Origin of the sequence: Draconibacterium mangrovi (assembly GCF_010586825.1) — a bacterium.
Taxonomy (GTDB): domain Bacteria; phylum Bacteroidota; class Bacteroidia; order Bacteroidales; family Prolixibacteraceae; genus Draconibacterium; species Draconibacterium mangrovi.
On sequence record NZ_JAAAGB010000010.1, the window covers coordinates 49,683 to 73,401 of the forward strand.

At 40.8% G+C, this 23,719-nt stretch carries 21 protein-coding genes; 12 read left to right on the forward strand and 9 right to left on the reverse strand.

Annotated elements, in window-relative coordinates; genetic code table 11:
• The first annotated feature begins 171 nt into the window (after positions 1–171).
• Genes G4420_RS19660 through lpxA form a run of 4 tightly spaced genes read left to right on the forward strand, consistent with a single transcriptional unit; the run spans position 172 to position 4,711 of the window.
• Complete coding sequence (locus G4420_RS19660) at positions 172–1,428, forward strand: HD domain-containing protein (protein WP_246241704.1); 1,257 nt, start codon at positions 172–174, stop codon at positions 1,426–1,428.
• 36 nt (positions 1,429–1,464) lie between these two features.
• Positions 1,465–2,502: a UDP-3-O-(3-hydroxymyristoyl)glucosamine N-acyltransferase gene (gene lpxD / locus G4420_RS19665; protein WP_163325657.1), complete on the forward strand. Its 1,038-nt coding sequence runs from the start codon at positions 1,465–1,467 to the stop codon at positions 2,500–2,502.
• Between the two features lie 18 nt (positions 2,503–2,520).
• Positions 2,521–3,900: a bifunctional UDP-3-O-[3-hydroxymyristoyl] N-acetylglucosamine deacetylase/3-hydroxyacyl-ACP dehydratase gene (locus G4420_RS19670; RefSeq protein WP_163325658.1), complete on the forward strand. Its 1,380-nt coding sequence runs from the start codon at positions 2,521–2,523 to the stop codon at positions 3,898–3,900.
• A gap of 28 nt (positions 3,901–3,928) precedes the next feature.
• Positions 3,929–4,711: an acyl-ACP--UDP-N-acetylglucosamine O-acyltransferase gene (gene lpxA / locus G4420_RS19675; protein ID WP_045031837.1), complete on the forward strand. Its 783-nt coding sequence runs from the start codon at positions 3,929–3,931 to the stop codon at positions 4,709–4,711.
• 78 nt (positions 4,712–4,789) lie between these two features.
• Here lpxA and thiL read toward each other — a convergent pair whose 3' ends face one another.
• Complete coding sequence (thiL, locus tag G4420_RS19680; protein WP_163325659.1) at positions 4,790–5,827, reverse strand: thiamine-phosphate kinase; 1,038 nt, start codon at positions 5,825–5,827, stop codon at positions 4,790–4,792.
• Between the two features lie 269 nt (positions 5,828–6,096).
• Between thiL and sufB the strand changes: the two genes are divergently transcribed.
• The 3 genes from sufB (at position 6,097) to sufD (ending at position 9,727) form a co-directional block, all read left to right on the forward strand.
• Positions 6,097–7,542, forward strand: a complete 1,446-nt coding sequence (gene sufB, locus G4420_RS19685; protein ID WP_163325660.1) for a Fe-S cluster assembly protein SufB — start codon at positions 6,097–6,099, stop codon at positions 7,540–7,542.
• 63 nt (positions 7,543–7,605) lie between these two features.
• A complete protein-coding gene (sufC, locus tag G4420_RS19690; protein ID WP_163325661.1) occupies positions 7,606–8,358 on the forward strand; it encodes a Fe-S cluster assembly ATPase SufC in 753 nt (250 codons plus the stop codon).
• Position 8,359: 1 nt separating this feature from the next.
• Positions 8,360–9,727, forward strand: coding sequence for a Fe-S cluster assembly protein SufD (gene sufD / locus G4420_RS19695; protein ID WP_163325662.1), 1,368 nt, complete (start codon positions 8,360–8,362; stop codon positions 9,725–9,727).
• Between the two features lie 42 nt (positions 9,728–9,769).
• Here the strand turns inward: sufD and G4420_RS19700 are convergent, their stop codons facing one another.
• On the reverse strand, positions 9,770–10,366 hold the full coding sequence (locus G4420_RS19700) for a hypothetical protein (protein WP_163325663.1): 597 nt from the start codon (positions 10,364–10,366) through the stop codon (positions 9,770–9,772).
• Between the two features lie 134 nt (positions 10,367–10,500).
• Between G4420_RS19700 and G4420_RS19705 the strand changes: the two genes are divergently transcribed.
• Positions 10,501–11,718 carry an aminotransferase class V-fold PLP-dependent enzyme gene (locus G4420_RS19705; protein WP_163325664.1) on the forward strand — a complete coding sequence of 406 codons (1,218 nt, stop codon included), beginning with the start codon at positions 10,501–10,503 and terminating at the stop codon, positions 11,716–11,718.
• 91 nt (positions 11,719–11,809) lie between these two features.
• Here the strand turns inward: G4420_RS19705 and rbr are convergent, their stop codons facing one another.
• A complete protein-coding gene (rbr, locus tag G4420_RS19710) occupies positions 11,810–12,385 on the reverse strand; it encodes a rubrerythrin (protein ID WP_163325665.1) in 576 nt (191 codons plus the stop codon).
• A 165-nt stretch (positions 12,386–12,550) separates the two neighbouring features.
• On the opposite strand from rbr, the gene G4420_RS19715 reads away from it, so the two are divergent.
• Entirely contained in the window at positions 12,551–12,973 is a 423-nt protein-coding gene (locus G4420_RS19715) for a SufE family protein (protein ID WP_163325666.1), read from the forward strand.
• 12 nt (positions 12,974–12,985) lie between these two features.
• Complete coding sequence (locus G4420_RS19720; protein ID WP_045031823.1) at positions 12,986–13,291, forward strand: metal-sulfur cluster assembly factor; 306 nt, start codon at positions 12,986–12,988, stop codon at positions 13,289–13,291.
• A 66-nt stretch (positions 13,292–13,357) separates the two neighbouring features.
• Here G4420_RS19720 and lon read toward each other — a convergent pair whose 3' ends face one another.
• From lon to G4420_RS19750, 6 genes are all read right to left on the reverse strand, one after another.
• Complete coding sequence (lon, locus tag G4420_RS19725) at positions 13,358–15,811, reverse strand: endopeptidase La (protein ID WP_163325667.1); 2,454 nt, start codon at positions 15,809–15,811, stop codon at positions 13,358–13,360.
• A gap of 264 nt (positions 15,812–16,075) precedes the next feature.
• Positions 16,076–16,339: a type B 50S ribosomal protein L31 gene (locus G4420_RS19730; RefSeq protein ID WP_045031818.1), complete on the reverse strand. Its 264-nt coding sequence runs from the start codon at positions 16,337–16,339 to the stop codon at positions 16,076–16,078.
• 156 nt (positions 16,340–16,495) lie between these two features.
• Positions 16,496–17,662, reverse strand: a complete 1,167-nt coding sequence (locus G4420_RS19735) for a GNAT family N-acetyltransferase (protein WP_163325668.1) — start codon at positions 17,660–17,662, stop codon at positions 16,496–16,498.
• 50 nt (positions 17,663–17,712) lie between these two features.
• A complete protein-coding gene (locus G4420_RS19740; protein WP_163325669.1) occupies positions 17,713–18,876 on the reverse strand; it encodes a GNAT family N-acetyltransferase in 1,164 nt (387 codons plus the stop codon).
• 126 nt (positions 18,877–19,002) lie between these two features.
• Entirely contained in the window at positions 19,003–19,773 is a 771-nt protein-coding gene (locus tag G4420_RS19745; RefSeq protein WP_163325670.1) for a Bax inhibitor-1/YccA family protein, read from the reverse strand.
• 183 nt (positions 19,774–19,956) lie between these two features.
• Positions 19,957–20,661, reverse strand: a complete 705-nt coding sequence (locus G4420_RS19750; RefSeq protein ID WP_163325671.1) for a DNA alkylation repair protein — start codon at positions 20,659–20,661, stop codon at positions 19,957–19,959.
• Positions 20,662–20,798: 137 nt separating this feature from the next.
• On the opposite strand from G4420_RS19750, the gene G4420_RS19755 reads away from it, so the two are divergent.
• On the forward strand, positions 20,799–22,145 hold the full coding sequence (locus tag G4420_RS19755) for a lipopolysaccharide biosynthesis protein (protein WP_163325672.1): 1,347 nt from the start codon (positions 20,799–20,801) through the stop codon (positions 22,143–22,145).
• A 2-nt stretch (positions 22,146–22,147) separates the two neighbouring features.
• Complete coding sequence (locus G4420_RS19760; protein ID WP_163325673.1) at positions 22,148–23,698, forward strand: asparagine synthetase B family protein; 1,551 nt, start codon at positions 22,148–22,150, stop codon at positions 23,696–23,698.
• Positions 23,699–23,719: the final 21 nt, after the last annotated feature.

A 23,719-nucleotide genomic window follows, 5' to 3' on the forward strand; every position in this document is an offset into this window, starting at 1 on the left:
ATCATTAACCGCATTCTGTGCATAACAAATTCATTTTTACCTGACTTTGCGTTTTATTTTCTAAAAAAAACAGTGTCATTTGCATTTACAACCAGAATTACATGGTTTATTCCGTAATAATACAGTATTAAAGAATGTTTTGTAATTTTAATCCAATCGAAAAACAGCCTTGTGCAACAAATCCAGCTCAATAAAAAGAAAATAATAAACGACCCCGTTTTCGGGTTTATTAACCTGCAGTCTGATATTATATTCGATCTGCTGGAACATCCAATATTTCAACGACTTCGTCATATCAAACAATTAGGGTTGTCGTACCTGGTATTTCCCGGAGCCAATCACACGCGTTTCGAGCACGCCATTGGCACTGTGTATTTAATGCGCCAGGCCATTTCTGTGCTAAAAATTAAAGGGCACGAAATTACCGACGAAGAGGCTGAGGCTGTTACCATTGCCATCTTATTGCACGATATTGGCCACGCTCCTTTTTCGCACGTCTTGGAAAATACGCTCGTAAATATTTCGCACGAAGAAATTTCGCTGATGCTGATGCAGGAGCTAAACCAGCAGTTTAACGGCAAATTGGATCTTGCCGTCAAAGTTTTCACCAATAATTACAAGAAGCAGTTTCTACACCAGCTCGTTGCCAGCCAACTGGACATGGACCGTCTCGACTACCTGAGCCGCGACAGTTTTTTTACCGGGGTTGTTGAAGGAACAATTGGTATCGATCGTATTATTAAAATGCTAAACGTGCACAACGACCAGTTGGTGGTTGATGTAAAAGGAATTTACTCGATTGAAAAATTTCTGATCTCACGACGACTGATGTACTGGCAGGTTTACCTCCACAAAACGGTTGTGGCTGCCGAGTTCTTATTAATCAATGTTTTAAAACGTGCCCGGGAGATCATTACAAACTGCGGAGATCTGTTTGTTACTCCAACGCTAAAAGTTTTTTTAACGAATAATTTCACCCCTGAGGATTTTCGTTCAAACATTAAAATACAAGAGAGAAATGTCTTGCAGTGGTACACGCTGCTCGACGACAACGACATTTTGATCTCGATAAAAGAATGGCAAAACCATCCTGATCCGGTTTTATCGGAGATGGCAAAAAGTATAACAAACCGAAAACTGCCGCGAACAAAATTCAGCGACAAACCTATTTCACCCACAAAAGAGCAGAAGTATTTAAAACAAATCGAGGAGCAGATGATTTCCGACCCAGAACTGGCCAAATACTTCCTGATGAAAGGCGTTATAACCAACAACGCTTACAACAAACACAACGAAAATATTTCGGTTCTGTACAAGGATGGAACAGTAAAAGAAATCAACGATGCATCGGATATAAACCTGTCTGCACTCTCGAAAACAGTGAAGAAGTATTTTGTGTGTTATCCTAAAGAATTGGACATTTACTAGTTAAAACCTATATTTGCATCGCCAAAAAAACAGATAATGGATTTTAAAGCTACGGATATCGCCTCTTTTTTGAATGGAGAAATTGTTGGTGATGGTGATGCGCAAGTATCAAATGTTTCAAAGATAGAGGACGGAAAACCAGGCACTTTGGCTTTCCTTGCCAATCCGAAATATGAGCACTACATTTACGAGACCAAAGCCTCAGTGGTATTGGTTAATAAAAGTTTTTCTCCAAAGGAAGATATTTCAGCGACACTGATAAAAGTTGACGATGCCTATCAGGCATTTGCGTCGTTACTCGATTTGTATGTACAGGCAAAAGCCAGTATGAAACAAGGAATTGAGCAACCTTGCTACATTGCCGAAAGTGCAACTCGAGGCGAAGACGGTTACGTTGGAGCCTTTGCTTACATCGGCAACAATGCTAAAATAGGTAATAACGTAAAAATATACCCGCAGGTACATGTTGGCGACAATGTTATAATTGGCGATGACTGTATTCTTTACCCGGGCGCAAAAATTTACGACGATTGTGTTATCGGAAACCGTTGCATCATTCACTCAGGAGCAGTAATCGGAGCTGATGGTTTTGGTTTTGCACCTCAAAAGGATGGAACCTACAAAAAGATCCACCAAATTGGTAATGCCGTTTTAGAAGACGATGTTGAAATTGGCGCCAACACAACTATCGACTGTGGCACAATGGAATCAACCATTATCAGAAAAGGTGTAAAACTCGACAACCTTATTCAAATTGCCCATAACGTTGAAGTTGGCGACAACACTGTTATGGCGGCTCAAACCGGTATTTCTGGCTCGGCCAAAATTGGTAAAAACTGTATGTTTGGCGGCCAGGTTGGTTTAGGCGGACACATTACTGTTGGCGACAACGTTACACTTGGTGCTCAATCGGGCGTTGTTTCAAACCTAAAAAGCAATCAAACTCTTCTTGGCTCACCGGCCATCGAAATCAAAACGGCCATGCGCGCCTATGTTCTTCTGAAAGACCTTCCGGAAATTCGCCGCGATGTGCTTCAATTGAAGAAGACAATCAATACAGACAAAAAAAATTAAGAAATATTTCACTTTTCAATGGTTGTAAAACAAAAGACATTAGAAAACTCTTTTAAGATTGAGGGGAAAGGCTTGCATACCGGTGTTAATGTAACAATGAATTTTTTACCTGCACCGGAGAACCATGGCTTTAAATTTAAGCGTGTTGACCTGGAACACCAGCCAATTATTGACGCTGATGTAGATCTGGTAATCGACACATCGCGTGGAACACTGCTTGAAAAAGATGGTGCGCGCATAGGAACAATCGAACATGCACTCGCCGCATTGGTGGGAATGGATCTCGACAATGTACTTATTGAAGTAAATAACGAAGAAGCTCCGATTATAGACGGAAGCTCGAAATATTTTGTTGAAGCCATTGAGAAAGCGGGCGTTGTTGAACAGGAAGCTGAGCGCGATTATTTCGAGATCACCGAAAAAATTGAAATGTTCGACGAAAAGTCAGGTTCGCATATAATTGCACTACCCGACAACGATTACAGTTTAAATGTAATGATTTCGTTTCCGTCGGCAGTGCTAAACAATCAATATGCAACGCTTGAGTCGATCAAGGATTTCAAAACTGAGATTGCCGAATGCAGAACGTTTGTTTTCCTTCGCGAAATTGAATTCTTACTGAGCCACAACCTGATTAAAGGCGGCGATCTGAATAATGCAATTGTAATTATCGATAAAGAGATTAGCCAGGAAGAACTCGACCGTTTGGCCGATCTAACAAATCATCCGCGTGTTGAAGTAAAACCCCAGGGTATTTTAAATAACCTCGATTTGCATTTCGACAACGAATGTGCCCGCCACAAATTACTGGATGTAATTGGCGACCTGGCCCTGCTGGGCAAGCGCATTAAAGGAAGAATTATTGCTTCGAAACCGGGACACGGGCCAAACACCATGTTTGCCGCCACCCTGAAAAAGCAATTACGTAAAGAAGCTGATGCTGCTCCAAAATGTAATCCGAACGACGAGCCATTAATGGACGTTAACCGGATAAAAGAACTGCTTCCGCACCGTTACCCCTTTTTACTTGTTGACAAAGTAGTTTGTATTCACGAAGACGAAATTGTTGGTGTTAAAAACGTTACGGTAAACGAGCCCTTCTTCCAGGGACACTTCCCCGACGAACCGGTAATGCCGGGAGTTTTACTGGTTGAAGCGATGGCTCAATGTGGCGGATTACTGGTACTCAATAAACAAGAAGGACAATTTGCGACCTACTTTATTCGGATTGATAATGTTAAATTCAGAAAAAAAGTAGTTCCGGGCGATACGCTGATTTTCAAATTAAAATTAACTTCGCCGATTAGAAGAGGAATTGCCAATATGAAAGGAACAACCTATGTTGGTGATAAAATTGTTGCCGAAGGTGAATTTATGGCACAGATTGTAAAAAAGTAGATAATTAAAGACAGTTAAAAAGTATAAAATGAAACAACCATTAGCTTATGTCCATCCCGATGCAAAAGTTGCCGATAATGTGGTTATCGAGCCTTTTGTTTCAATTGATCATGATGTTGTAATCGGTGAAGGGACAAGAATTGGTTCAAGCGTAACTATTTTACCAGGAACGCGCATTGGAAAAAATTGCAAGATTTTTCCGGGTGCTGTAATTGGTGCTGCACCGCAAGACTTAAAGTTCCAGGGAGAATATTCAACCGTTGAAATTGGCGACAACAACACCATTCGCGAGTTTGTGACCATTAACAGAGGTACCTCGGCAAAAGGTAAAACTGTAATTGGTAACAACAACCTTTTAATGGCTTACGTACACGTTGCTCACGATTGTAAAGTTGGTAACAACATTATTTTGGTAAACAATGTACAGTTGGCCGGAGAGGTTCAGGTTGACGATTGGGCAATCCTTGGTGGTATGTCAGCCGTTCACCAATTTGTAAGAATCGGATCGCACGTTATGATTTCGGGTGGCTCGTTGGTTCGTAAAGACGTTCCTCCTTTTATTAAAGCAGGTCGCGAACCGCTTTCGTACGTTGGTATTAACTCAATTGGTTTACGTCGCCGTCAGTACAACAACGACAAAATTCGTGAAGTACAGGACATTTACCGTTACATTTACCAAAAAGGGTTGAACACTGCACAGGCTGTTGAAATTATTGAAGCAGAAATGCCTGCAACTCCTGAGCGCGATGAAGTTTTACTTTTTGTAAAAGACTCGAAACGTGGTATTATCCGTGGTTATTTCCCGGATTAATTACCATCAGAAAATATAAAACAAAAAATGCCATCCGTCGGTTGACGGATGGCATTTTTTGTTTATGCTAATTTCAAGTTACTTCCCGTGATTCCAACCCTGGGCTTCCAACGGAATAGTTGAGCCACCGGTTGTTTGCAGATTCACTCCTTCACCGGCCTCTGTCATATGTCCGATAATTGTAAAATCCGGATCATTTTTTATTTTCTCATAATCCTCTAACGGAAGCGTAAACAACAACTCATAATCTTCTCCACCATTTAACGCTGCAACTAAAGGATTAATGCTTAATTCTTCGGCCATTTGTTTGGTCTGATAATCCATCGGAATCTTGTCTTCAAACAAACTGCAACCTACTCCCGAGTTTTTGCACAAATGCATTATCTCTGAGGATAAACCATCAGAAATATCGATCATCGATGTTGGTTTAATACCCAGCTTTTTAAAAGCGGCAATAATATCGCCCCTGGCTTCAGGTTTCAACTGACGCTCTAGAATATAATCGTAACCACCAAGTTGCGGCTGCATGTTCTCATTCACTTTAAAAACTTCGTTTTCACGCTCCAAAAGCTGAAGTCCCATATAAGCTCCACCAAGGTCGCCGGAAACGCATAAAATATCGTTTGGCTGCGCACCACTTCGCATCACTACATCACTTTTCTCCACTTCGCCAATAGCCGTAATACTCAACGTTAACCCGGTTAACGAACTGGTTGTATCGCCACCCACCAAATCAACATTATATTGCTCGCAAGCCAGGTGAATTCCTTCGTACAAATCCTCTAAAGCTTCAACCGAAAATTTGCCTGAAACAGCCATACTCACAATGATCTGTTTTGGGATGGCGTTCATGGCAAAAATATCCGACAGATTTACCACTACTGCTTTGTAGCCCAAATGTTTCAGCGGCACATACATTAAGTTAAAATGAATACCTTCAGTAAGCAAATCTGATGAAACAACCACTTGTTTTTCTTTAAAATCAAGAAGTGCTGCATCGTCGCCAACACCTTTAACAGTGCTATCGTTTTTTAGCTTTATAGCCTTCGTTAACCGATCGATTAATCCGAACTCTCCGAGCTCCGAAATATTCGTTTGTTTTCTTTCTTTATTCATTGTTAATAAAAGACTATTTAGTCTGTTTTTATATACTTTTCACCTGCAAAAGTACCTATAGTTTTATATCTTTGCAATTTATACGTGAACAGGAACAAAAAAGCGTTGTTATTTAATCGAAATTGCTGTTATTTATGGTATTAAGCTTCGGAAATTGATTAGGCAGAAATGCCAGCAAAAAGATTCCGGCACCAAAAACGAGATGAATAGCAAGCTTTAAAAAAGACGCAAATTTTTAATCATTCAAGAGAGAGAAAGAGAGTCAGAAAATGGAAGAACAAGATAAAATATTGAATGACGTAACGCAAGGCGAATACAAATACGGTTTTGTTACCGATATTGAAACTGACATTATTGACAAAGGCCTTAACGAAGACGTAATTCGTTTAATATCTGCCAAAAAGGAAGAACCGGAATTCATGTTGAATTTCAGGTTGGAAGCTTACCGAAAATGGCTGAAAATGAAAATGCCGAATTGGGCTTATTTAAAAATTCCGCCCATCGATTTTCAGGCAATAAGTTATTACGCGGCTCCTAAAAAAGGCCCTAAATATGAAAGTCTTGACGAGGTTGATCCGGAGCTGATTGATACATTTAATAAACTGGGTATTCCGCTTGAAGAGCAAAAACATTTGGCGGGAGTTGCAGTTGATGCAGTAATCGATTCGGTATCTGTTAAAACAACTTTTAAAGAGACTTTAGCTGAAAAAGGAATTATATTCTGTTCCTTCTCGGAAGCGGTAAAAGAACATCCTGATTTGGTAAAAAAATACCTGGGACAAGCCGTTCCGGTAGCCGACAATTATTTTGCGGCATTGAACTCAGCCGTGTTCAGCGATGGCTCGTTCTGTTACATTCCGAAAGGCGTTCGTTGCCCGATGGAATTATCAACTTATTTCAGGATAAACGCAGCCAACACCGGTCAGTTTGAACGTACGCTTATTGTGGCCGACGACGACAGTTACGTAAGCTACCTCGAAGGTTGTACCGCGCCAATGCGCGACGAAAATCAGTTGCACGCTGCAGTTGTTGAGATTATCACACTCGACCGTGCTGAAGTAAAATATTCAACCGTACAGAACTGGTATCCGGGCGATAAAAACGGAAAAGGCGGTATTTACAACTTCGTTACAAAACGTGGTGTATGCCGTGGCATATCGTCAAAAATTAGCTGGACGCAGGTAGAAACCGGTTCGGCAATTACCTGGAAATACCCAAGTTGTATTCTGATGGGCGACAATTCAGTTGGTGAGTTCAACTCGGTTGCAGTAACCAACAATCATCAGCAGGCCGATACCGGATCGAAAATGATCCACATCGGACGAAATACGAAATCAACGATTGTATCAAAAGGTATTTCGGCTGGTAAAAGTGAAAACTCGTACCGTGGTTTGGTAAAAGTTATGCCAAAGGCGACCAACTCGCGAAACTTCTCGCAGTGTGATTCGTTATTGTTGAACGATACTTGTGGAGCACACACTTTCCCGTATATCGAAGTTGGAAATAAATCGTCGATTGTTGAACACGAAGCAACAACTTCGAAAATTGGTGAAGACCAGATTTTTTACTGCAACCAGCGTGGTATTGATACAGAAACTGCAATTGGAATGATTGTTAACGGTTATGCCAAAGAAGTATTAAACAAACTTCCGATGGAGTTTGCCGTTGAGGCTCAAAAGCTTCTGCAAATCAGTCTTGAAGGTAGTGTAGGATAAACAAATTTTAAATAACTCAGGGCGAGAGTTGAAACTCTTTCCCGCAACAGTATACAAGTAAAGATGTTAAAGATTAAAGACTTATATGCTTCCGTTGAAGGAATGGAGATCCTGAAAGGAATCAATCTTGAAGTTAAACCCGGCGAAGTTCACGCTATTATGGGACCTAACGGTTCGGGAAAAAGTACACTTGCAAACGTACTTGCCGGAAAAGAGGATTATGAAGTTACCAATGGCGAAGTTATTTTCGAAGGAGAAGATTTATTGGAAAAGTCTCCTGAAGAGCGCGCCAAAGACGGTATCTTTTTAAGTTTCCAGTACCCGGTTGAAATTCCCGGCGTACCGATGGTAAACTTCCTGAAAACTTCAGTAAACGAACACCGGAAGCACAAAGGATTAAAAGAACTTACCGCAGGCGAATTCCTGAAACTGATGCGTGAAAAGATGGATTTGGTTGACATGCATACCAAATTAACCAACCGCATGGTAAACGAAGGATTCTCGGGTGGTGAGAAAAAGAAAAACGAGATTTTCCAGATGGCACTGCTCGAGCCGAAATTAGCAATTCTTGATGAAACAGATTCAGGACTTGATATTGACGCACTGAAAACAGTAGCCAACGGAGTTAACGCGCTAAAATCGCCTGAAAGGTCGACAATTGTGGTAACCCACTACCAGCGCCTGCTCGATTATATTGTGCCTGATTATGTACATATTCTTTACCAGGGGAAAATTGTAAAAACTGCCGGAAAAGAACTGGCTTTACAACTGGAAGAAAAAGGGTACGACTGGATTAAATCAGAAAACGGAAATTAACATGAGCGTTTTAGTTGACAAAGCAGATTTATCGCTAAAATATACCGCGCATTACAACGAAGTAAAGGATGAGCTTTTTGCCAACTCGTCCGATATTTTGAACGCTCAACGAAATAAAGCGTTTCAGAACTTTGTTTTGCAGGGTATACCTACGCGACGAAATGAAAATTATAAATACACCAACCTGAATCCGGCGTTTATGCCCGATTTTAAATTCATCCACACAAAGGAAGAAAAGAAGGCAGATCTGGGCGAGGTATTTCGTTGCGATGTTCCGCAACTGAACACCAATCTTGCACTGGTTTTTAATGGTTGGTTCTACAAAAACGAAACAGAAAAAGGAGATCTTCCGGAAGGTGTTATCCTCGACAGCCTCGACAGTATTTCGAAAGAAAGACCGGAGTTGCTGGAAAAATATGCCAGCCTGGCAAATGTTGAAGAAGACCCGATGGTAGCGCTGAATACAGCTTTTGCCAAAGATGGTTTTTTCCTTTATGTTCCGAAAAATGTAGTGGTTGAAAGTCCGATCCAGATCATTAATTTGTTGCAGGACAAAAAAGATACATTCTCTACTCAACGGAATTTTATTCTTGTTGAAGATGGTGCTAAAGTTCAGGTGTTGTTATGTGATCATACACTGAATTTGAACCAATACCTGAATAACTCGGTAACCGAAATTTTTGCCGGCAATAATGCTGAGATTGAGTTTTACACCTTGCAAAACCAGCACAACAAAGCCACAAATATCAATTCGGTATTCATCGATCAGCAGCGCGATTCACGCGTTACTTCGCACACTGCGTCGTTACACGGTGGATTGATCCGTAACAACCTGCAATTTGCGTTGAACGGAGAAAATGCCGAGGCTCACATGTTTGGAATGGCTTTTATGGACAAGAAACAACATGTCGATAATTTTACTCAGGTTATTCATGCTGCGCCGCATTGCGAAAGTAATCAGATCTATAAAAACGTGCTCGACGAAAAATCAACCGGTGCTTTCTCCGGAAGAATACACGTGGTTCGCGATGCACAAAAAACAAATGCTTTCCAGCGCAACAACAACTTGTTGCTGACCGACGAAGCAACCATGCAAACAAAACCTCAGCTGATTATTGATGCTGACGATGTAAAATGTAGTCACGGTGCAACAGTTGGTCAGATTGATGAAGAAGCATTGTTTTACCTGCGTGCCCGCGGAATTAACGAAGATCAGGCACGTTTAATGATGATGAATGCTTTTGCCCACGAGGTTGTAAAAGAGATCAAACTGGAGCCACTGCGCGACCGTATTGACGAACTGGTTAACAAACGCCTGAAAGGCGAAGTTGCCCGTTGTCACGATTGCGCTTACCAGTGCGATTGCTAAATATAGGACGACTGAGCAGGTGACTTGAAGTCACCTGCTCAGTTAATCCTTCAACAATCCAAACTCCCGCGCCAACTCTCTATTTATCAGGTCACCATTTCTTTTCCCTGAATAATCCAAAAACGACGAAAATTCCCAATCATCCAAACGGCTTACTAGCTTTTCATTTATTGGATTCTCATGAATATAATCAAACAGAACTTGAGGATATTCTTTTTCGGGATCCGCGATATTTATGATAGTTCCATACTCCGATTGAAACCAAGCCGGAGTGTTGCTATTAATGTCTGTCACACAAATTGCTTTTGTTCTGTTTTGAAATAAACTACCTGTTCTACCTTCCTGAATATTTATGGCTCGCGTATATGAACGAAGAACAACAGCAAGAGAATCATTAAGATTCCTCTTTTTGGACAGTCTTGATTCCCTATGAACAAAATCAATTTCAAGCTTCTTCACATAAACCATCAAATGGAAATGATTGGGCATTAAACACCATGCCAAAATATCGCAATGCGGCAGCAAGTGAGTTCTAATCTTTTTTAAAAAGAAGAGATAATTCTTCCGCTGAAAGAAAATACGCTGCGAATTATTACCTCTGTTATAAATATGAAATATATGATCAGGCGCAAAGTTCATAAGCAAATTAAGAATCAGATAAATAGGTATGATATAAATGTTGATTCCATTAAAATTACAAAATCTTTTGCACCTTTGCATAACATCGACTGAGCAGGTGACTTTGAGTCACCTGCTCAGTAAACAATGATTCTATGAATTACGATATCGAAAAAATCAGATCATATTTCCCCATTCTTCAGCAGAAAGTATACAATAAGCCGCTTGTTTATCTCGACACGGCTGCATCGGCGCAAAAGCCGGTCCAGGTGCTAACAAAATTGGAGCAATTGCACAACGAGTACTATGGTAACATTCACCGTGGTGCGCACTATATGGCTGATAAAGCAACAGCTGAATATGAGGAAGTACGGGATAAAGTACAGGAGTTTATTAATGCTGCTTCGCGCAAAGAAATAATTTTCACAAAAGGAACTACCGAAAGTATTAACCTAGTGGCCAGCAGTTTTAGCGAAAAATATGTTTCGGAAGGCGACGAGATCATCGTTTCGGAAATGGAGCACCACTCCAACATTGTTCCGTGGCAAATTGCAGCCGGAAGACGAAATGCTAAAATCGTAAAACTTCCGTTTAACGACACCGGGTTGCTCGAGATAGAAAAGTTGCCGGAACTGATCACTTCGAAGACAAAGTTGATTGCAGTTAATCATGTATCCAATGTATTGGGGACAATAAATCCGATTGCAGAGATTATTGAAATAGCACACAAAAACAACGTGGCTGTTCTGGTTGACGGAGCACAAGCATCGGCACACATAAAAATTGATGTGCATAAACTCGATGTTGACTTTTATGCCTTTTCTGCACACAAAGTTTACGGACCAAACGGTGTGGGTGTATTATACGGAAAAGAAAAGTGGCTGGACGAAATGCCACCATACCAGGGTGGCGGACAAATGATATCGGAAGTGTCATTCGACGGTACAACGTTCAACGAGATCCCATACAAATTTGAGGCAGGTACGCCTAACATTTCTGGGCTGGCAGCTTTTGGAGCAGCAATTGATCTGGTAAACGAAATTGGCGTTGAAAATATTGGCCATTACGAACACGAGTTACTGGAATATGCCACCGAAAAACTAAAAGCCATCTATGGTTTGAAGATTTATGGTGAAGCGCCTCAGAAATCAGGAGTGATCTGTTTTAATATCGACGGAGTTCACTCTTATGATCTGGGAATACTGATCGATAAAATGGGTATTGCCATTCGCACCGGACATCATTGTGCTCATCCAATAATGCAGCATTTTGACATATCGGCCTGTGCGCGCATTTCATTCGGAATGTACAACACAAAAGAAGAGATTGACATTTTCATGGAGGCTCTGAATAAAGCAATTATGATGCTTTGATTTCAGCGCTCAGCTAAAAAGAAAATGCCATCCGGATTGAACAAGCAATCGGATGGCATTTTTCATATTGGAAATTCCACAAAAAGTAAGCTTAATAATTTGTTTCTTTAATTTCGAAATAGGCCTGTGAGTGCTGACAAGCCGGACATAATTTCGGAGCTGCAATTCCTTCGTGAATAAAACCACAATTACGGCATTTCCACACCACTTTATCACCACGTTTAAACACTTTCCCTTCTTCAAGATTATTGTACAAGGTACGGTAGCGGTTTTCATGTGCTTCTTCAACACGGGCAATCAGTTTAAATGCCATGGCAATTTCTTTAAAACCTTCCTCTTCTGCAACCTTTGCAAATTCGGGATAAAGTTCTGTCCACTCTTCGTTTTCACCGTCGGCCGAAGCTTTCAGGTTTTCCATGGTAGTACCGATTTTTCCGGCTGGGTAAGTGGCTGTAATTTCAACCATGTTGCCTTCTAAAAATTTAAAGAAACGCTTGGCATGCTCCTTTTCGTTCATCGCTGTTTCTTCAAAAATGGCGGCTATTTGTTCCAATCCTTCTTTTTTGGCTTGTTTTGCAAAATAATCATAACGCATACGTGCCTGAGACTCACCGGCAAATGCTTTTAATAAATTCTGTTCGGTTTTTGTACCTGCTAACTTTGTCATTCTTCTCTTGATTTTTTAGTTTTTCTGTTCAAAAGTTTAAAGATAATGATTTCGACATTTGTAAACTATACAAAAAGATAGTTTTGAATTAGTCTGAATAAACGGCTTCCAGCATTGTCATAAACAAGAAATTTACGATCTTTGCTAACTCTTAAAATGATATTTATGAGCATGGAAGAAATTCAGCAGGAGATAATTGAAGAGTTTTCGATGTACGAAGACTGGATGGACAAATATGGCTACCTGATTGAATTGGGGAACGATTTGGAAGAGCTTGACGCCAAAGATAAAAACGACCAGAACATTATAAAAGGATGTCAATCGCGGGTGTGGTTGGTAGCCGAATTGAAAGATGGTAAAATATATTTCAAAGGCGAGAGTGATGCCGTTATCGTTAAAGGTTTGGTGGCACTGCTTCTACGCGTTGTTTCGGGCCGTACACCACAAGAGCTGCTTGAAACAGAGCTGCACTTTATCGACGATCTGGGCCTGAAACAACACCTGTCGCCTACCCGTTCAAACGGTCTGCTTGCCATGGTAAAACAAATTCGTTTATACGCTGTTGCTTATAGCAAGATTGCAGGATAAGGAGGGAACGAAATGGATAAAAGAATAGATTTAATTATAAATAACCTGAAAGAGGTTTACGACCCGGAAATACCGGTAAACGTATACGACCTGGGACTGATTTACAACGTAGATATTGACGAAAATAACCAGGCTAATATTTTAATGACACTTACCGCACCGGGCTGCCCGGTGGTTGATGTGTTGGTTGATGACATTACCCAGGCCGCCCAATCGGTTGATGGTGTAGAAAAAGTTGATGTAGAATTAACGTTCGAACCGCCGTGGGATAAATCGATGATGAGCGAAGAAGCCCGACTTGAACTGGGATTTTTTTAACAATAAAAAAAAGGGCTGCAATTTTGTAATTGCAGCCCTTTTTTTTATAACTCGATTCAACCGTTCTTATTCAATCTTCATCGGCTTATCTACTTTAGCCTTTAAAAGTGCAATCTCAAGCACATCCATAATGGTATTTACAAAGTGGAACTTCAATCCTTTAATGTAAGCCTCTTTTATATCCTCAAGGTTTTTCTTGTTCTGCTCCGAAAGAATGATCTCAGTAATGCCGGCGCGTTTAGCGGCAAGAATTTTCTCCTTTATACCACCAACCGGGAGTACTTTCCCGCGCAGGGTGATCTCGCCTGTCATTGCCAGGTTTTTCTTCACTTTACGCTGCGTAAATGCCGATGCCAGCGATGTTACCATGGTCACCCCAGCCGAAGGACCATCTTTAGGAATAGCTCCTTCCGGAACGTGAACGTGTACATTCCACTTTTCGAATACTTCAGGATTCAGATCCAGCTCATCAGCGTGCGATTTCAGGTATTCGTGGGCCAGCATTGCCGACTCTTTCATAACATCGCCCAGGTTTCCGGTAAGTGTTAAAGCTCCTTTACCTTTACTCAGGCTGGTTTCCACAAACAGAATCTCGCCACCAACAGCAGTCCAGGCCAAACCTGTTACCACACCGGCAAATTCGTTACCCTGGTATTTTTCTTTTGAATACTCGGTAACACCTAAATATTCGCGCACATCAGCTTTGGTCAGTTTTTTATTGTACGATTCCTCGAAAGCAATTTTCTTGGCAACACGACGAATCAGTTTTGCCAGCTTTTTATCCAGCTCACGAACACCACTTTCGCGGGTGTATCCGTCAATAATCAACTCGATAATATCTTTTGGGAAAGTAATATCTGATTTCTTTAACCCATGATTCTCCAACTGTTTTGGAATCAGGTGACGTTTCGCAATCTCTACCTTTTCTTCTAACAGGTAACCGCTTACTTCAATGAGTTCCAAACGGTCGCGCAAAGGCGGTGCAATCGTACTCAGCGAGTTGGCCGTAGCAATAAACATCACTTTCGACAAGTCGTAATCATGCTCAATGTAGTTATCATGGAACTCGCTGTTTTGCTCCGGATCAAGTACTTCCAACAGTGCTGAAGCAGGGTCGCCATGAAAATGTTTCGACACCTTATCGATCTCATCCAGGATAAACACCGGATTCGATGATTTTGACTTTTTAATATTCTGAATGATACGACCCGGCATAGCACCGATGTATGTTTTTCGGTGTCCGCGAATCTCCGACTCATCATGCAAACCACCCAAACTCATTCGTGCATATTTGCGGCCAAGGGCGCGTGCTACCGATTTTCCTAACGACGTTTTTCCAACTCCCGGAGGGCCGTACAAACAAAGGATCGGCGCTTTCATATCGTTTTTCAGTTTCAACACGGCCAGGTGCTCCAACATACGTTCTTTCACTTTCTCCAGTCCGTAGTGGTCTTCATCCAGCACTTTGTTGGCGTGTTTCAAATCGAAATTATCCTCAGTATATTCATTCCAGGGCAAATCGAGCAAAGTCTGACAAAACGTGAACTGCACCGAATATTCGCCGGCGGCCGGGTTTAATCGTCCCAGTTTTTCCACCTCGCGATGGAAAAATTCATCCACATCTTTGGTCCACTTTTTCTCTTTCGCCTTTTCTTTTAGCGCATTAATTTCCTGCTCCACGGGGTTTCCACCCAGCTCATCCTGAATGGTTTTCATTTGCTGGTTTAACATGAACTCACGCTGTTGTTTGTCCATGTCGGTTTTCACCTTTTTCTGAATATCATGCTTCAACTCCAGCATCTGCACTTCTTTCACCAAAAAGCTAATGGCTTGCACACCACGGTCTTTCAGGCTTTCAATTTCCAGCAACTTTTGTTTGTCGTCAACATTTATATCGGTGTTCGAACAAATAAAGTTGATCAGGAAAGTTGAGTTTTCGATATTCTTAACGGCAAAAGTGGCTTCGGGTGGCACATTGGCCGAGAACTGCGCAACCTTAATCGACAGGTCTTTCAGCGAACCAACAATGGCGTTAAACTCATTGTCATCTTTCGATGTAATATCGGTTAAGGGTTCAACCGATGCTTTAAAATAAGGCTCTTCGCTAACAATCTCGTTTATTCTAAAACGGCGTTTCCCCTGAATGATAACAGAAGTTGATCCGTCGGGCATTTCCAGCACCTTCATAATTTCGGCCACTGTACCAATCTCGTACAAATCGCCTGCTTCGGGTTTGTCAACCGTATAATCTTTTTGGGCCACGGTACCCAGCAATTTGCTTCCCTGATTAACATCGCGAATGAGCTTCAACGATCGCTCGCGGCCAACGGTAATTGGCAAAACCACCCCCGGAAACAAAACAGTGTTACGCAGTGGCAAAATCGGAAGAACCGATGGTACTTCCACATTCTTTAAATCCTTGTCATCGCCATCGGCAATAATTGGAAGAAAGTCTGATTCGTTATCCATCATTCCCGATCCGAACATTGTTTGAAAAGCTGTATTTTTATATTTACCCATATTTCTTATTTATTATAATGACATTCTGTCGCTAAACAGACAGAACAGGCAAAACATTGCCGGTTTTATGTGCAGGGTACAATAACGCAATTGCCATGCCATTTAAGCAGACCGCTTACATTGTCGGTTTGTTCACCTGAATTCGGGAAATAACCCGACAAAATTGCATTAATACGTTTTGGGGAACGACATTTCTGAACGTATAGAAATAAAAAAAGCATTCATCAAAACGACGAATGCTCTTCTTTATATCGGTAAGAAATATTATTTCTTTCTGTTTTCCATGTGTTTACCGTAACGGCTCATGAATTTATCAACACGACCTGCAGTATCCACAAGTTTAGTTTTACCAGTGTAAAACGGGTGCGAAGTGTTAGAAATTTCCAGTTTGTAAACAGGGTATTCAACACCGTCGATAGTCTCAGTCTCTTTTGTATCAACAGTAGAGCGGGTAATAAAAGTATGTCCGTTCGACATATCTTTGAATGCTACCAATCTGTATTCCGTTGGATGAATGTCTTTTTTCATTTTGCTTTATTTTTTTATTGAATGGTTACACTCTCTTGTGCAATCCATTCGAAAATTTATATTTCTACTCTAAATTTCGGGCTGCAAAGATATATATTGTTTGCAACTTTCCAAAAACTTATTCTATTTATTTGCTTATTAAACAAGTTGTTAAAACTACGAAATCAACGGTGCTTTTACAACCTTCTTACTCCGGTCGAACATATAGCGCATGGTATAATGCGTTTTGGCCTTTTTAGCGCCTGTTGCTTCGTAAATTGCAATAATTTTCGGGTTAAAATCACCTGCCCACGACAGCTCAACTTTGGTGTAATGTTGGTGCGATTTCTTTTTCATAATCTGCTCCTGGTGCCAGAAAATTCCGGACTCGATTCCTGCGCGCTGGTATTTTGGGTCAACCCCCATCAGGAAGATTCGGGTTCGGTTCATCACCTTTTTCTTTTTGTAATAAAAGAACTTTAAAATACCGGGCAAATTCAGTTTTCCATTTAGTTTTATCAGCAGCTGATTAATGTCCGGAATCATCACAAACATAGCAATCGGCTTATCCTCAGCGTACGCAAACCAGATCATTTCAGGATCGAGAATTGCTTTCGACTCGGTCAGAAAATCATACAGATCATCCGGATCGAGCGGTTTGTAATGCTCGTGGAACGACCAGGCTGCATCGTAGATTTCGCAAAAATCTTTTACGAACTTATCGGTTTGTTTAAAATCGAAATGTTTGAACTGATATTGTGGTTTTTTAGCCACCCAACCGGCAATTTTCCAGAAACGTTCGGGAAACGGAACGGTATAATCGAGGTGGAAACAATACTGCTCAAAATACACTTCGAAACCAAATCCGCGAAACAGCTTTTCGTAATACTTTGGATTGTAAGGCATACCAAAACCTTGCGGCATAAAACCGTCAACCAGCAAACCCCAGTTTACGTAGTTCTCGCCAAAGTTTATCGGGCCGTCCATGGCTTCCATGCCATTTTCTTTGTTCCAGTCGGCAGCTGCTTTAAAAAGTGTATTGGCTGCTTCCTCATCGTCGATGCACTCGAAAAAACCACAGCCTCCGGTTGGTTGCTCGTAAGTTTTTGCCAGGTTGAAATTTATAAATGCAGCAATCCGGCCAATCAGTTTGCCATTATCGTCAAGCAAAATCCAACGAATAGCTTTTCCGTTCCTAAAAGTTTTGTTCTTTTTCGGATCAAATATACTCTCAACCATCCCCTGCAAAGGAGCGGCCCAGTTCGGATCATTCTTATAAATTATGTGCGGTAACTGGTGGAACTGTTTTTTCGTTTTCTTGTCAACGACTTCTAGTAACTGCATTTCTCAAATTTGTCGCAATAATAGTTTAAAAAAAACAATAAGTATAAATTTTATTCAATAATCGGTGCCCTTACAAATTCTTTATCCCGGTCGAACAAATAACGCATTGTACGGTGAGTTTGAGTACGGTCGGCACCAAACGATTTAAACAGGGCATTCATCTTTGGATTAAAATCTCCAATCCAGCTCATTTCCATATCATTGTACCATTTTTTTCGTAGCATTACTTTCTTTAAATGATGGAAAATTGCCGATTCAATTCCTTTTCCCTGATAGCCCGGTACCACACCCAAAACAATAACCCGGCAACGTGTAATGGTTTTACGTTTTTTGAGATAAAGCAACTTTAAGCCCTGCCATAAACTCAGCTTGCCGGTTTTTAATTTTTGTAGAATCTGGTTCAAATCAAGTATCTGCATAAAAAAAGCAATGGGTTTTCCGTTGTGATAGGCATACCAAATAAATTCCTCATCAAGAATAATTTTAGCCCCCGATAAAAGATCTTTCAGCAACTGAAATTTAATTGGTTTATAATTATCGTGATTCCCCCATGCTTTTTCATGAATTTCGATAAAATCGCGAATAAACTTGTCCTGGTTTTTAAATGAAAAATGCTCAAACGAATAACCAGGCTTTTTCGCCACCCATTCTGCAATTTTCCAGAACCGATCGGGCAAATCGGGATTGGTAATGTCGAGCGAATAACTGTATTGTTCGTAATAGGTTTTAAAACCATAGGCGGCAAATAAATCGTTGTAGTACGGAGGGTTGTAATTCATTCCAAACGTTTGTGGCCGAAATCCGTCCTTTAGCATTCCCCAGAAAAAGAAATTCTCATCGAAATTTACCGGGCCATCCATGGCTTCCATGCTTTGTTCTTTCAACCAATCGCGAGCTGTATCAAGTAGTTTAAATGCTGCTTCTTCATCATTAATACACTCAAAAAAACCACAACAGCCGGTGGGCTGATCGTAGCCCGAAGCATAATCCTCATCGTAAAATGCGGCAATTCGACCAACTAATTTTCCATCGTTTTTTAATACCCACCGCCGGGCATCGCCTTTTTTGAAACGGCCGTTTTTTGCCGGATCAAAAGTATTTTCGATCATCAGCCGAAGCTGGGGAATCCAATTGCGATCCTTCTTATAAATTATTTCCGGGACTTTATGAAACTCGTCTACCAGGTGTTTGCCGGTAACCTGAATAACCTCCATAGCCTTTCTGGTTTATGCTTGAACAATATTCGAAAATAATACTTCGGCAGTAAAAATGAAAAAGGACTTACCCTTTTCAAACAGAATAAGTCCTCTTTTAAAATTGAGTTGAGGTGTAAACTGGTATTAGTCGCGGCTGGCAATTTTCGACAGCAGACGCAAAATCTCGAGGTACAACCAGATAAGTGTTACCATTAATCCAAAAGCCCCGTACCACTCCATGTATTTTGGAGCACCCGATTCGGCTGCCCTTTGGATAAATGCAAAATCGAGTACCAGATTTAATGCTGCAATACCTACAACAAACAGGCTAATTCCGATACTGAGTGGTGAATTGCCGTATAAAAATGACATTTCGGCACCAAACATTCCAGCAATAAAGCTGACAAAATATACCAGTGCAATACCGGCCGTAGCCGCAAAAACACCCATCATAAATTTTTGTGTTACCTTAATTATTCCCGAGCGGTACAAAAACAGCATCACCATAAAAACGGCAAGTGTCAGCATAACGGCACGCATTACAATTCCGGAATACTGCATCTCAAATATGGCTGATATTCCGCCTAGGAACAGCCCTTCGAAAATAGCATAAATTGGTGCCGAAATACCCGAACTCTTCGGGCGAAAAACAGTTACCAAAACAGTAATAAAACCGCCAATAGCGCCAACAGCCAGCCACGGCCCCACTGCCGCCAAACCGGCTTCCGGGTTTGTGGAAACAGCTTCAAAAAACTTATTCCAGGTAAATACCGCACCGGCAATTACCAACAACAACATTAATGCTGTTTTATTTACAGTTCCGTTTACAGTCATTACATCCGACTGTGCTGTATAACCTGTGTTAAAAGTTTTTTCTTTTAAAACAGGATTTGAAGATTTTGTAAGATTCATCATTTTAATTCAATTAAACGTTCAATGCCCGGTTTTTAGCTTTTACCGAGACGTGACAAAAATAACAAACAACCTGCCACGAAGTTTCAGCATGACAGCTTTGCAGTTAAAGAAAGTTAATTCCCCAAGTTGCGAGACGCGAGTTGCGAGTTGTTAGCCTCCAGTATCTAAAATCCAGCATCCAGACTATTCCTGAAACTGTTCCTGAAAATACTCACTGGTTAATTCTTCAAACAAACTCTCGCCAAGTTTCACCGCATTTTCCGATCCGCTCAACTGAAATTCTTTCGCCAGCTCTATGCATTGTTCATTCAGCATTTTCGAGCGGGTTCCCATTCCAATTACCGAACGATAGATAGGCGTGTATAATTTTTTGTCTTTTGCCAGTGTTGTCAGTTCCTCGAAAAAAGGTTCAAACATTTCGTCGATGGCTTTTTTGTCAGCTATTGCCAATCGCCCAATCAGGTGAACTCCGGTAAAACGCACCAGGTGTTTTTTGCCACGGCACCACTCCAGCGCTTTCACAAAAGCAAACTTGCTTTTCACCCATAAATTAGTTGAGGACTGTTCGGCAATCTCGATATTCTCGAAACTTTTTGTCCAGAAATCCATCTGTTCTTCGCTTACTTCCTCCGGATTATCAATTAAGGTGGCCAGAATCATCGTTTCGCGCCATTGTTTGTTCCAAAGTTTTAGCGCCAGCAAATGATCGGCTTCGTATGATTGGGCAATTTCACGCAAATCGAGCAACGACACTCCCCAATTCATTTTATACGAAATCCCGCGTTCATTCATCGCTGCCGCAACTTCTCCGCTTTGCCGAAGTCGGATCACTTTAATCAGTTGCTGAAATTTCTTTTCCGTTTCGTGGTTATCGAGAATAAAATCCATTATTGCTATTTCCCATTTTACTATTCAACGAACAAAAATATAAAAAGCACCAGTATTTCTTTGTTTTCGCGAAAAAGCTTAATCAAAGCAATTATTTTTATGATATTTACATCAAATGAGACACCTGTTTTTAGTGCATGAACTTCTCCAGTTATTTCAGAAATAGTATTCGCCGGTTTAACCAAAGTGAGTTTTATAAAAACATTGCTTCGCTGTTTACCGGAATGGTGCTGGCACGTGCGGTTCCCTTTGTTTTTGCGCTGGCGATTGCACGGCTGTATGCACCCGAACAGTTTGGCGATTTTGTACTTTACCTCACCATTGCTTCGGTACTTTCTATCATATCCACCGGCAAATACGAAAAGGCAATTATACTGGTTGAAACATCAGCGGAACGCAAGCTTATCGGGAGTTTTGCACAGAAAATTAATGCCGCCGTTAACTTAACTGCGCTGGTAATAGTTGGCCTAATCATCCTGGTTTGGCAACCCGAGACAAGCCAAAAACTGCATATCCTACTTGTTCCGTTTTATGCCTATTTTTTTAGCGCCATTCAATTGATCCGGAATATTTATATCAGCAAAAAACAGTTTAACCGACTCTCGGTTTTAGAAATTACGAGAGCAATTTTAACCGGTGTTTTGCAATGCGCATTTTTTCTGTTTCCGGCAACAGGATTGTTTTTAGGTGCCGTTGTCGCTCAACTTTTTACATTTTTCATTTTCTCATTTCGGGTTGATGAAGCAAGTTTGTTCCGCCTCGGGAAATTTAAGTCGGAAGAAAAAGCACTGGCGCAGCGTTACATTAAATTTCCAAAGTTCTCGATCGTTTCGGAAGTAATGAATTTTGTAAGCAGCCAGCTGCCGGTCTTTCTTTTTAAACCATTTTTTGGCGACAAAATGCTGGGACTGTATTCTTTTTCGCACCGATACATCAGCGTGCCGGTTCAGCTGTTAAGCATTTCCATTTCCAGTGTTTATATACAGAACGCCAAAACGCTGGAGCAAACACCGGCCAAATTAAAAGAACTTACCTACTCACTCTTCCGAAAACAAGTGTTGCTCGGCATCATTCCATTTGCAGTACTTGGTTTTTGGGGGCAACAAATCTTCTCCATTTTATTTGGAGACGAATGGGCATTTTCCGGTTACCTGGCCCAGTTTATTGCACCCTGGCTTTATTTTGTAATGCTGGGTTCGCCACTTTCGGCCATCCTGATCGTTAAGGAAAAACAAAACGTATCGATGTGGTACAACATATTTTTACTGATTGCCCGGATTGCCAGTTTACTAGTTGGGGGATTAATTCTTAAAGATGTTGTGTCCACCGTGATTTTGTATAGTTTGTCGGGCGTGATATTTTTTGCATTTCTAACGATTTACTCCTTGCTTTTGGCAGGCGTAAATTTGAAACAAGCGGGAATCTACTTTTTTAAAATGGTACTTTTGATTATTCCAATTGCACTGCTTAAAATTTGGTTGTAAGAATGTTGTATCTCAAAAAATATAATTGGTCGACTGAAAAAAATGTCAGTGTTTCCGGCTTTGCCTGGCTGGGAGAAGATTATTTCTGCGGACAGGATTTTGTAGCGCAGATACAAAAACTTACTTCTGATTTAGGGCAATTTAAAGATTTTGTTTCCCGATTGAACGGACAATTCTCCATCGTTGTAAACAATGAAGAAGAAACATGGGCTAAGTGTTGCCACACCTGGAGTTTTCCGCTTTTCTATAAAATCGACAACGGTAATTTTTCCATCAGCGACCAACCTGAACAGCTGCAACGAACAGATGAAGACAAAGAAATTGATGCTTTTGCCTCCTCCTATTTTTTACAATTTGGCGTAACACCTTTTCAGCAAACGTTAAAAGCAACTATCGCACAAATTCAACCGGGTGAGATTGTCTGCTTCAAAAATAAATCAGGAAATGTAACTTCTGATTTTGTATTTCAACTTCAGCATAAACCAAATGCAGAACAAACTCCCCAGGATGTTGAAACACATTTCCGCAACGTTTTTAAAAAGTACTTCAAACAAATAAAAAATAAACAGATATTATTGCCGCTTACCCGGGGCTACGACTCGCGTTTACTGGCTTGCCTGTTAGCAGAATTCGGTCATAAAAATGTGCTGTGTGCCACATGGGGAAGAAAAAATAATACGGAGAAACAAACCGCCCAAAAAGTGGCCAAAAAACTGGGATTTCAATACCAATTTATTGAGTATAATGAGGAGCTGATCGATAATTTTAAAAGCGACCCGACATTTACCGACTATGCAAACTATTCCGGTCACTGGTCATCGATGCCGTATTTGCAGGATTATTTTGCAGTAAAATTGCTTAAAGAAAAGAAACTCATCAACGAAAAAGCAGTTGCACTTCCCGGTCATCCCGGCGATTTTTTAAGAGGGGCACATCTTAATAGTTCAATTCTTGATCTTAAAGCATCAGAGTTGGGAGCAACGCTTATAAAAACACTGGGAACTTCACTGCCGGCGAAACCTGATTTTAGAGCTGCATTGCAAAAATACCTCGAAGAAAATCGTTTCATACAGAAAAGTCTTACACCGGCTGAAGCATACGAAATCTGGGATTTACAAGAGCGGCAATGTAAATTTATCAGCAACTCGAACCAGGTTTATGCCTATTTCGGAGTTAATGTTTTAATGCCGCTTTTCGATAAACAAAGTCTTCAGTTTTTTGCCGGAATTGATGCCCGAAACAAAAACAGAGAACACCTTTACAACAAAACGCTCGAAGATTATTTTTTCAAAAAACACGGGGTTGATTTTGATTTGAAACAAATCTCAGATCAGAAAGACTCAAAATTTCAAAACCTAAAAACCCGGCTTATAAAAGCAGCTCCTCATCACTTAAAAACCTTGTACTACCCCATGAAAGACGGAATATTTTACCGCGAAATAACCGACCAACTGCGGCGAGATATAACAATGAAACATCCGCTAAAACCCCATTCGTTTAATGCCTACATAGTTCAGTGGTATTTGCATTTTCTGGCTTCTCAAGCCAAATAACAAATCCGTTCATCCCAAATT

Bases quoted from the DNA above. Each gene is read 5' to 3' on its own strand.
- thiL (WP_163325659.1), bottom strand. From the start codon at position 5,827: ATGAATAAAGAAAGAAAACAAACGAATATTTCGGAGCTCGGAGAGTTC.
- G4420_RS19740 (WP_163325669.1), bottom strand. From the start codon at position 18,876: ATGGAGGTTATTCAGGTTACCGGCAAACACCTGGTAGACGAGTTTCAT.
- G4420_RS19670 (WP_163325658.1), top strand. From the start codon at position 2,521: ATGGTTGTAAAACAAAAGACATTAGAAAACTCTTTTAAGATTGAGGGG.
- G4420_RS19745 (WP_163325670.1), bottom strand. From the start codon at position 19,773: ATGATGAATCTTACAAAATCTTCAAATCCTGTTTTAAAAGAAAAAACT.
- G4420_RS19760 (WP_163325673.1), top strand. From the start codon at position 22,148: ATGTTGTATCTCAAAAAATATAATTGGTCGACTGAAAAAAATGTCAGT.
- G4420_RS19720 (WP_045031823.1), top strand. From the start codon at position 12,986: ATGGATAAAAGAATAGATTTAATTATAAATAACCTGAAAGAGGTTTAC.
- G4420_RS19735 (WP_163325668.1), bottom strand. From the start codon at position 17,662: ATGCAGTTACTAGAAGTCGTTGACAAGAAAACGAAAAAACAGTTCCAC.
- sufD (WP_163325662.1), top strand. From the start codon at position 8,360: ATGAGCGTTTTAGTTGACAAAGCAGATTTATCGCTAAAATATACCGCG.
- rbr (WP_163325665.1), bottom strand. From the start codon at position 12,385: ATGACAAAGTTAGCAGGTACAAAAACCGAACAGAATTTATTAAAAGCA.
- G4420_RS19700 (WP_163325663.1), bottom strand. From the start codon at position 10,366: ATGAACTTTGCGCCTGATCATATATTTCATATTTATAACAGAGGTAAT.
- G4420_RS19750 (WP_163325671.1), bottom strand. From the start codon at position 20,661: ATGGATTTTATTCTCGATAACCACGAAACGGAAAAGAAATTTCAGCAA.
- G4420_RS19755 (WP_163325672.1), top strand. From the start codon at position 20,799: ATGAACTTCTCCAGTTATTTCAGAAATAGTATTCGCCGGTTTAACCAA.
- G4420_RS19715 (WP_163325666.1), top strand. From the start codon at position 12,551: ATGAGCATGGAAGAAATTCAGCAGGAGATAATTGAAGAGTTTTCGATG.
- sufC (WP_163325661.1), top strand. From the start codon at position 7,606: ATGTTAAAGATTAAAGACTTATATGCTTCCGTTGAAGGAATGGAGATC.
- lpxD (WP_163325657.1), top strand. From the start codon at position 1,465: ATGGATTTTAAAGCTACGGATATCGCCTCTTTTTTGAATGGAGAAATT.
- sufB (WP_163325660.1), top strand. From the start codon at position 6,097: ATGGAAGAACAAGATAAAATATTGAATGACGTAACGCAAGGCGAATAC.
- lpxA (WP_045031837.1), top strand. From the start codon at position 3,929: ATGAAACAACCATTAGCTTATGTCCATCCCGATGCAAAAGTTGCCGAT.
- G4420_RS19730 (WP_045031818.1), bottom strand. From the start codon at position 16,339: ATGAAAAAAGACATTCATCCAACGGAATACAGATTGGTAGCATTCAAA.
- G4420_RS19705 (WP_163325664.1), top strand. From the start codon at position 10,501: ATGAATTACGATATCGAAAAAATCAGATCATATTTCCCCATTCTTCAG.
- lon (WP_163325667.1), bottom strand. From the start codon at position 15,811: ATGGGTAAATATAAAAATACAGCTTTTCAAACAATGTTCGGATCGGGA.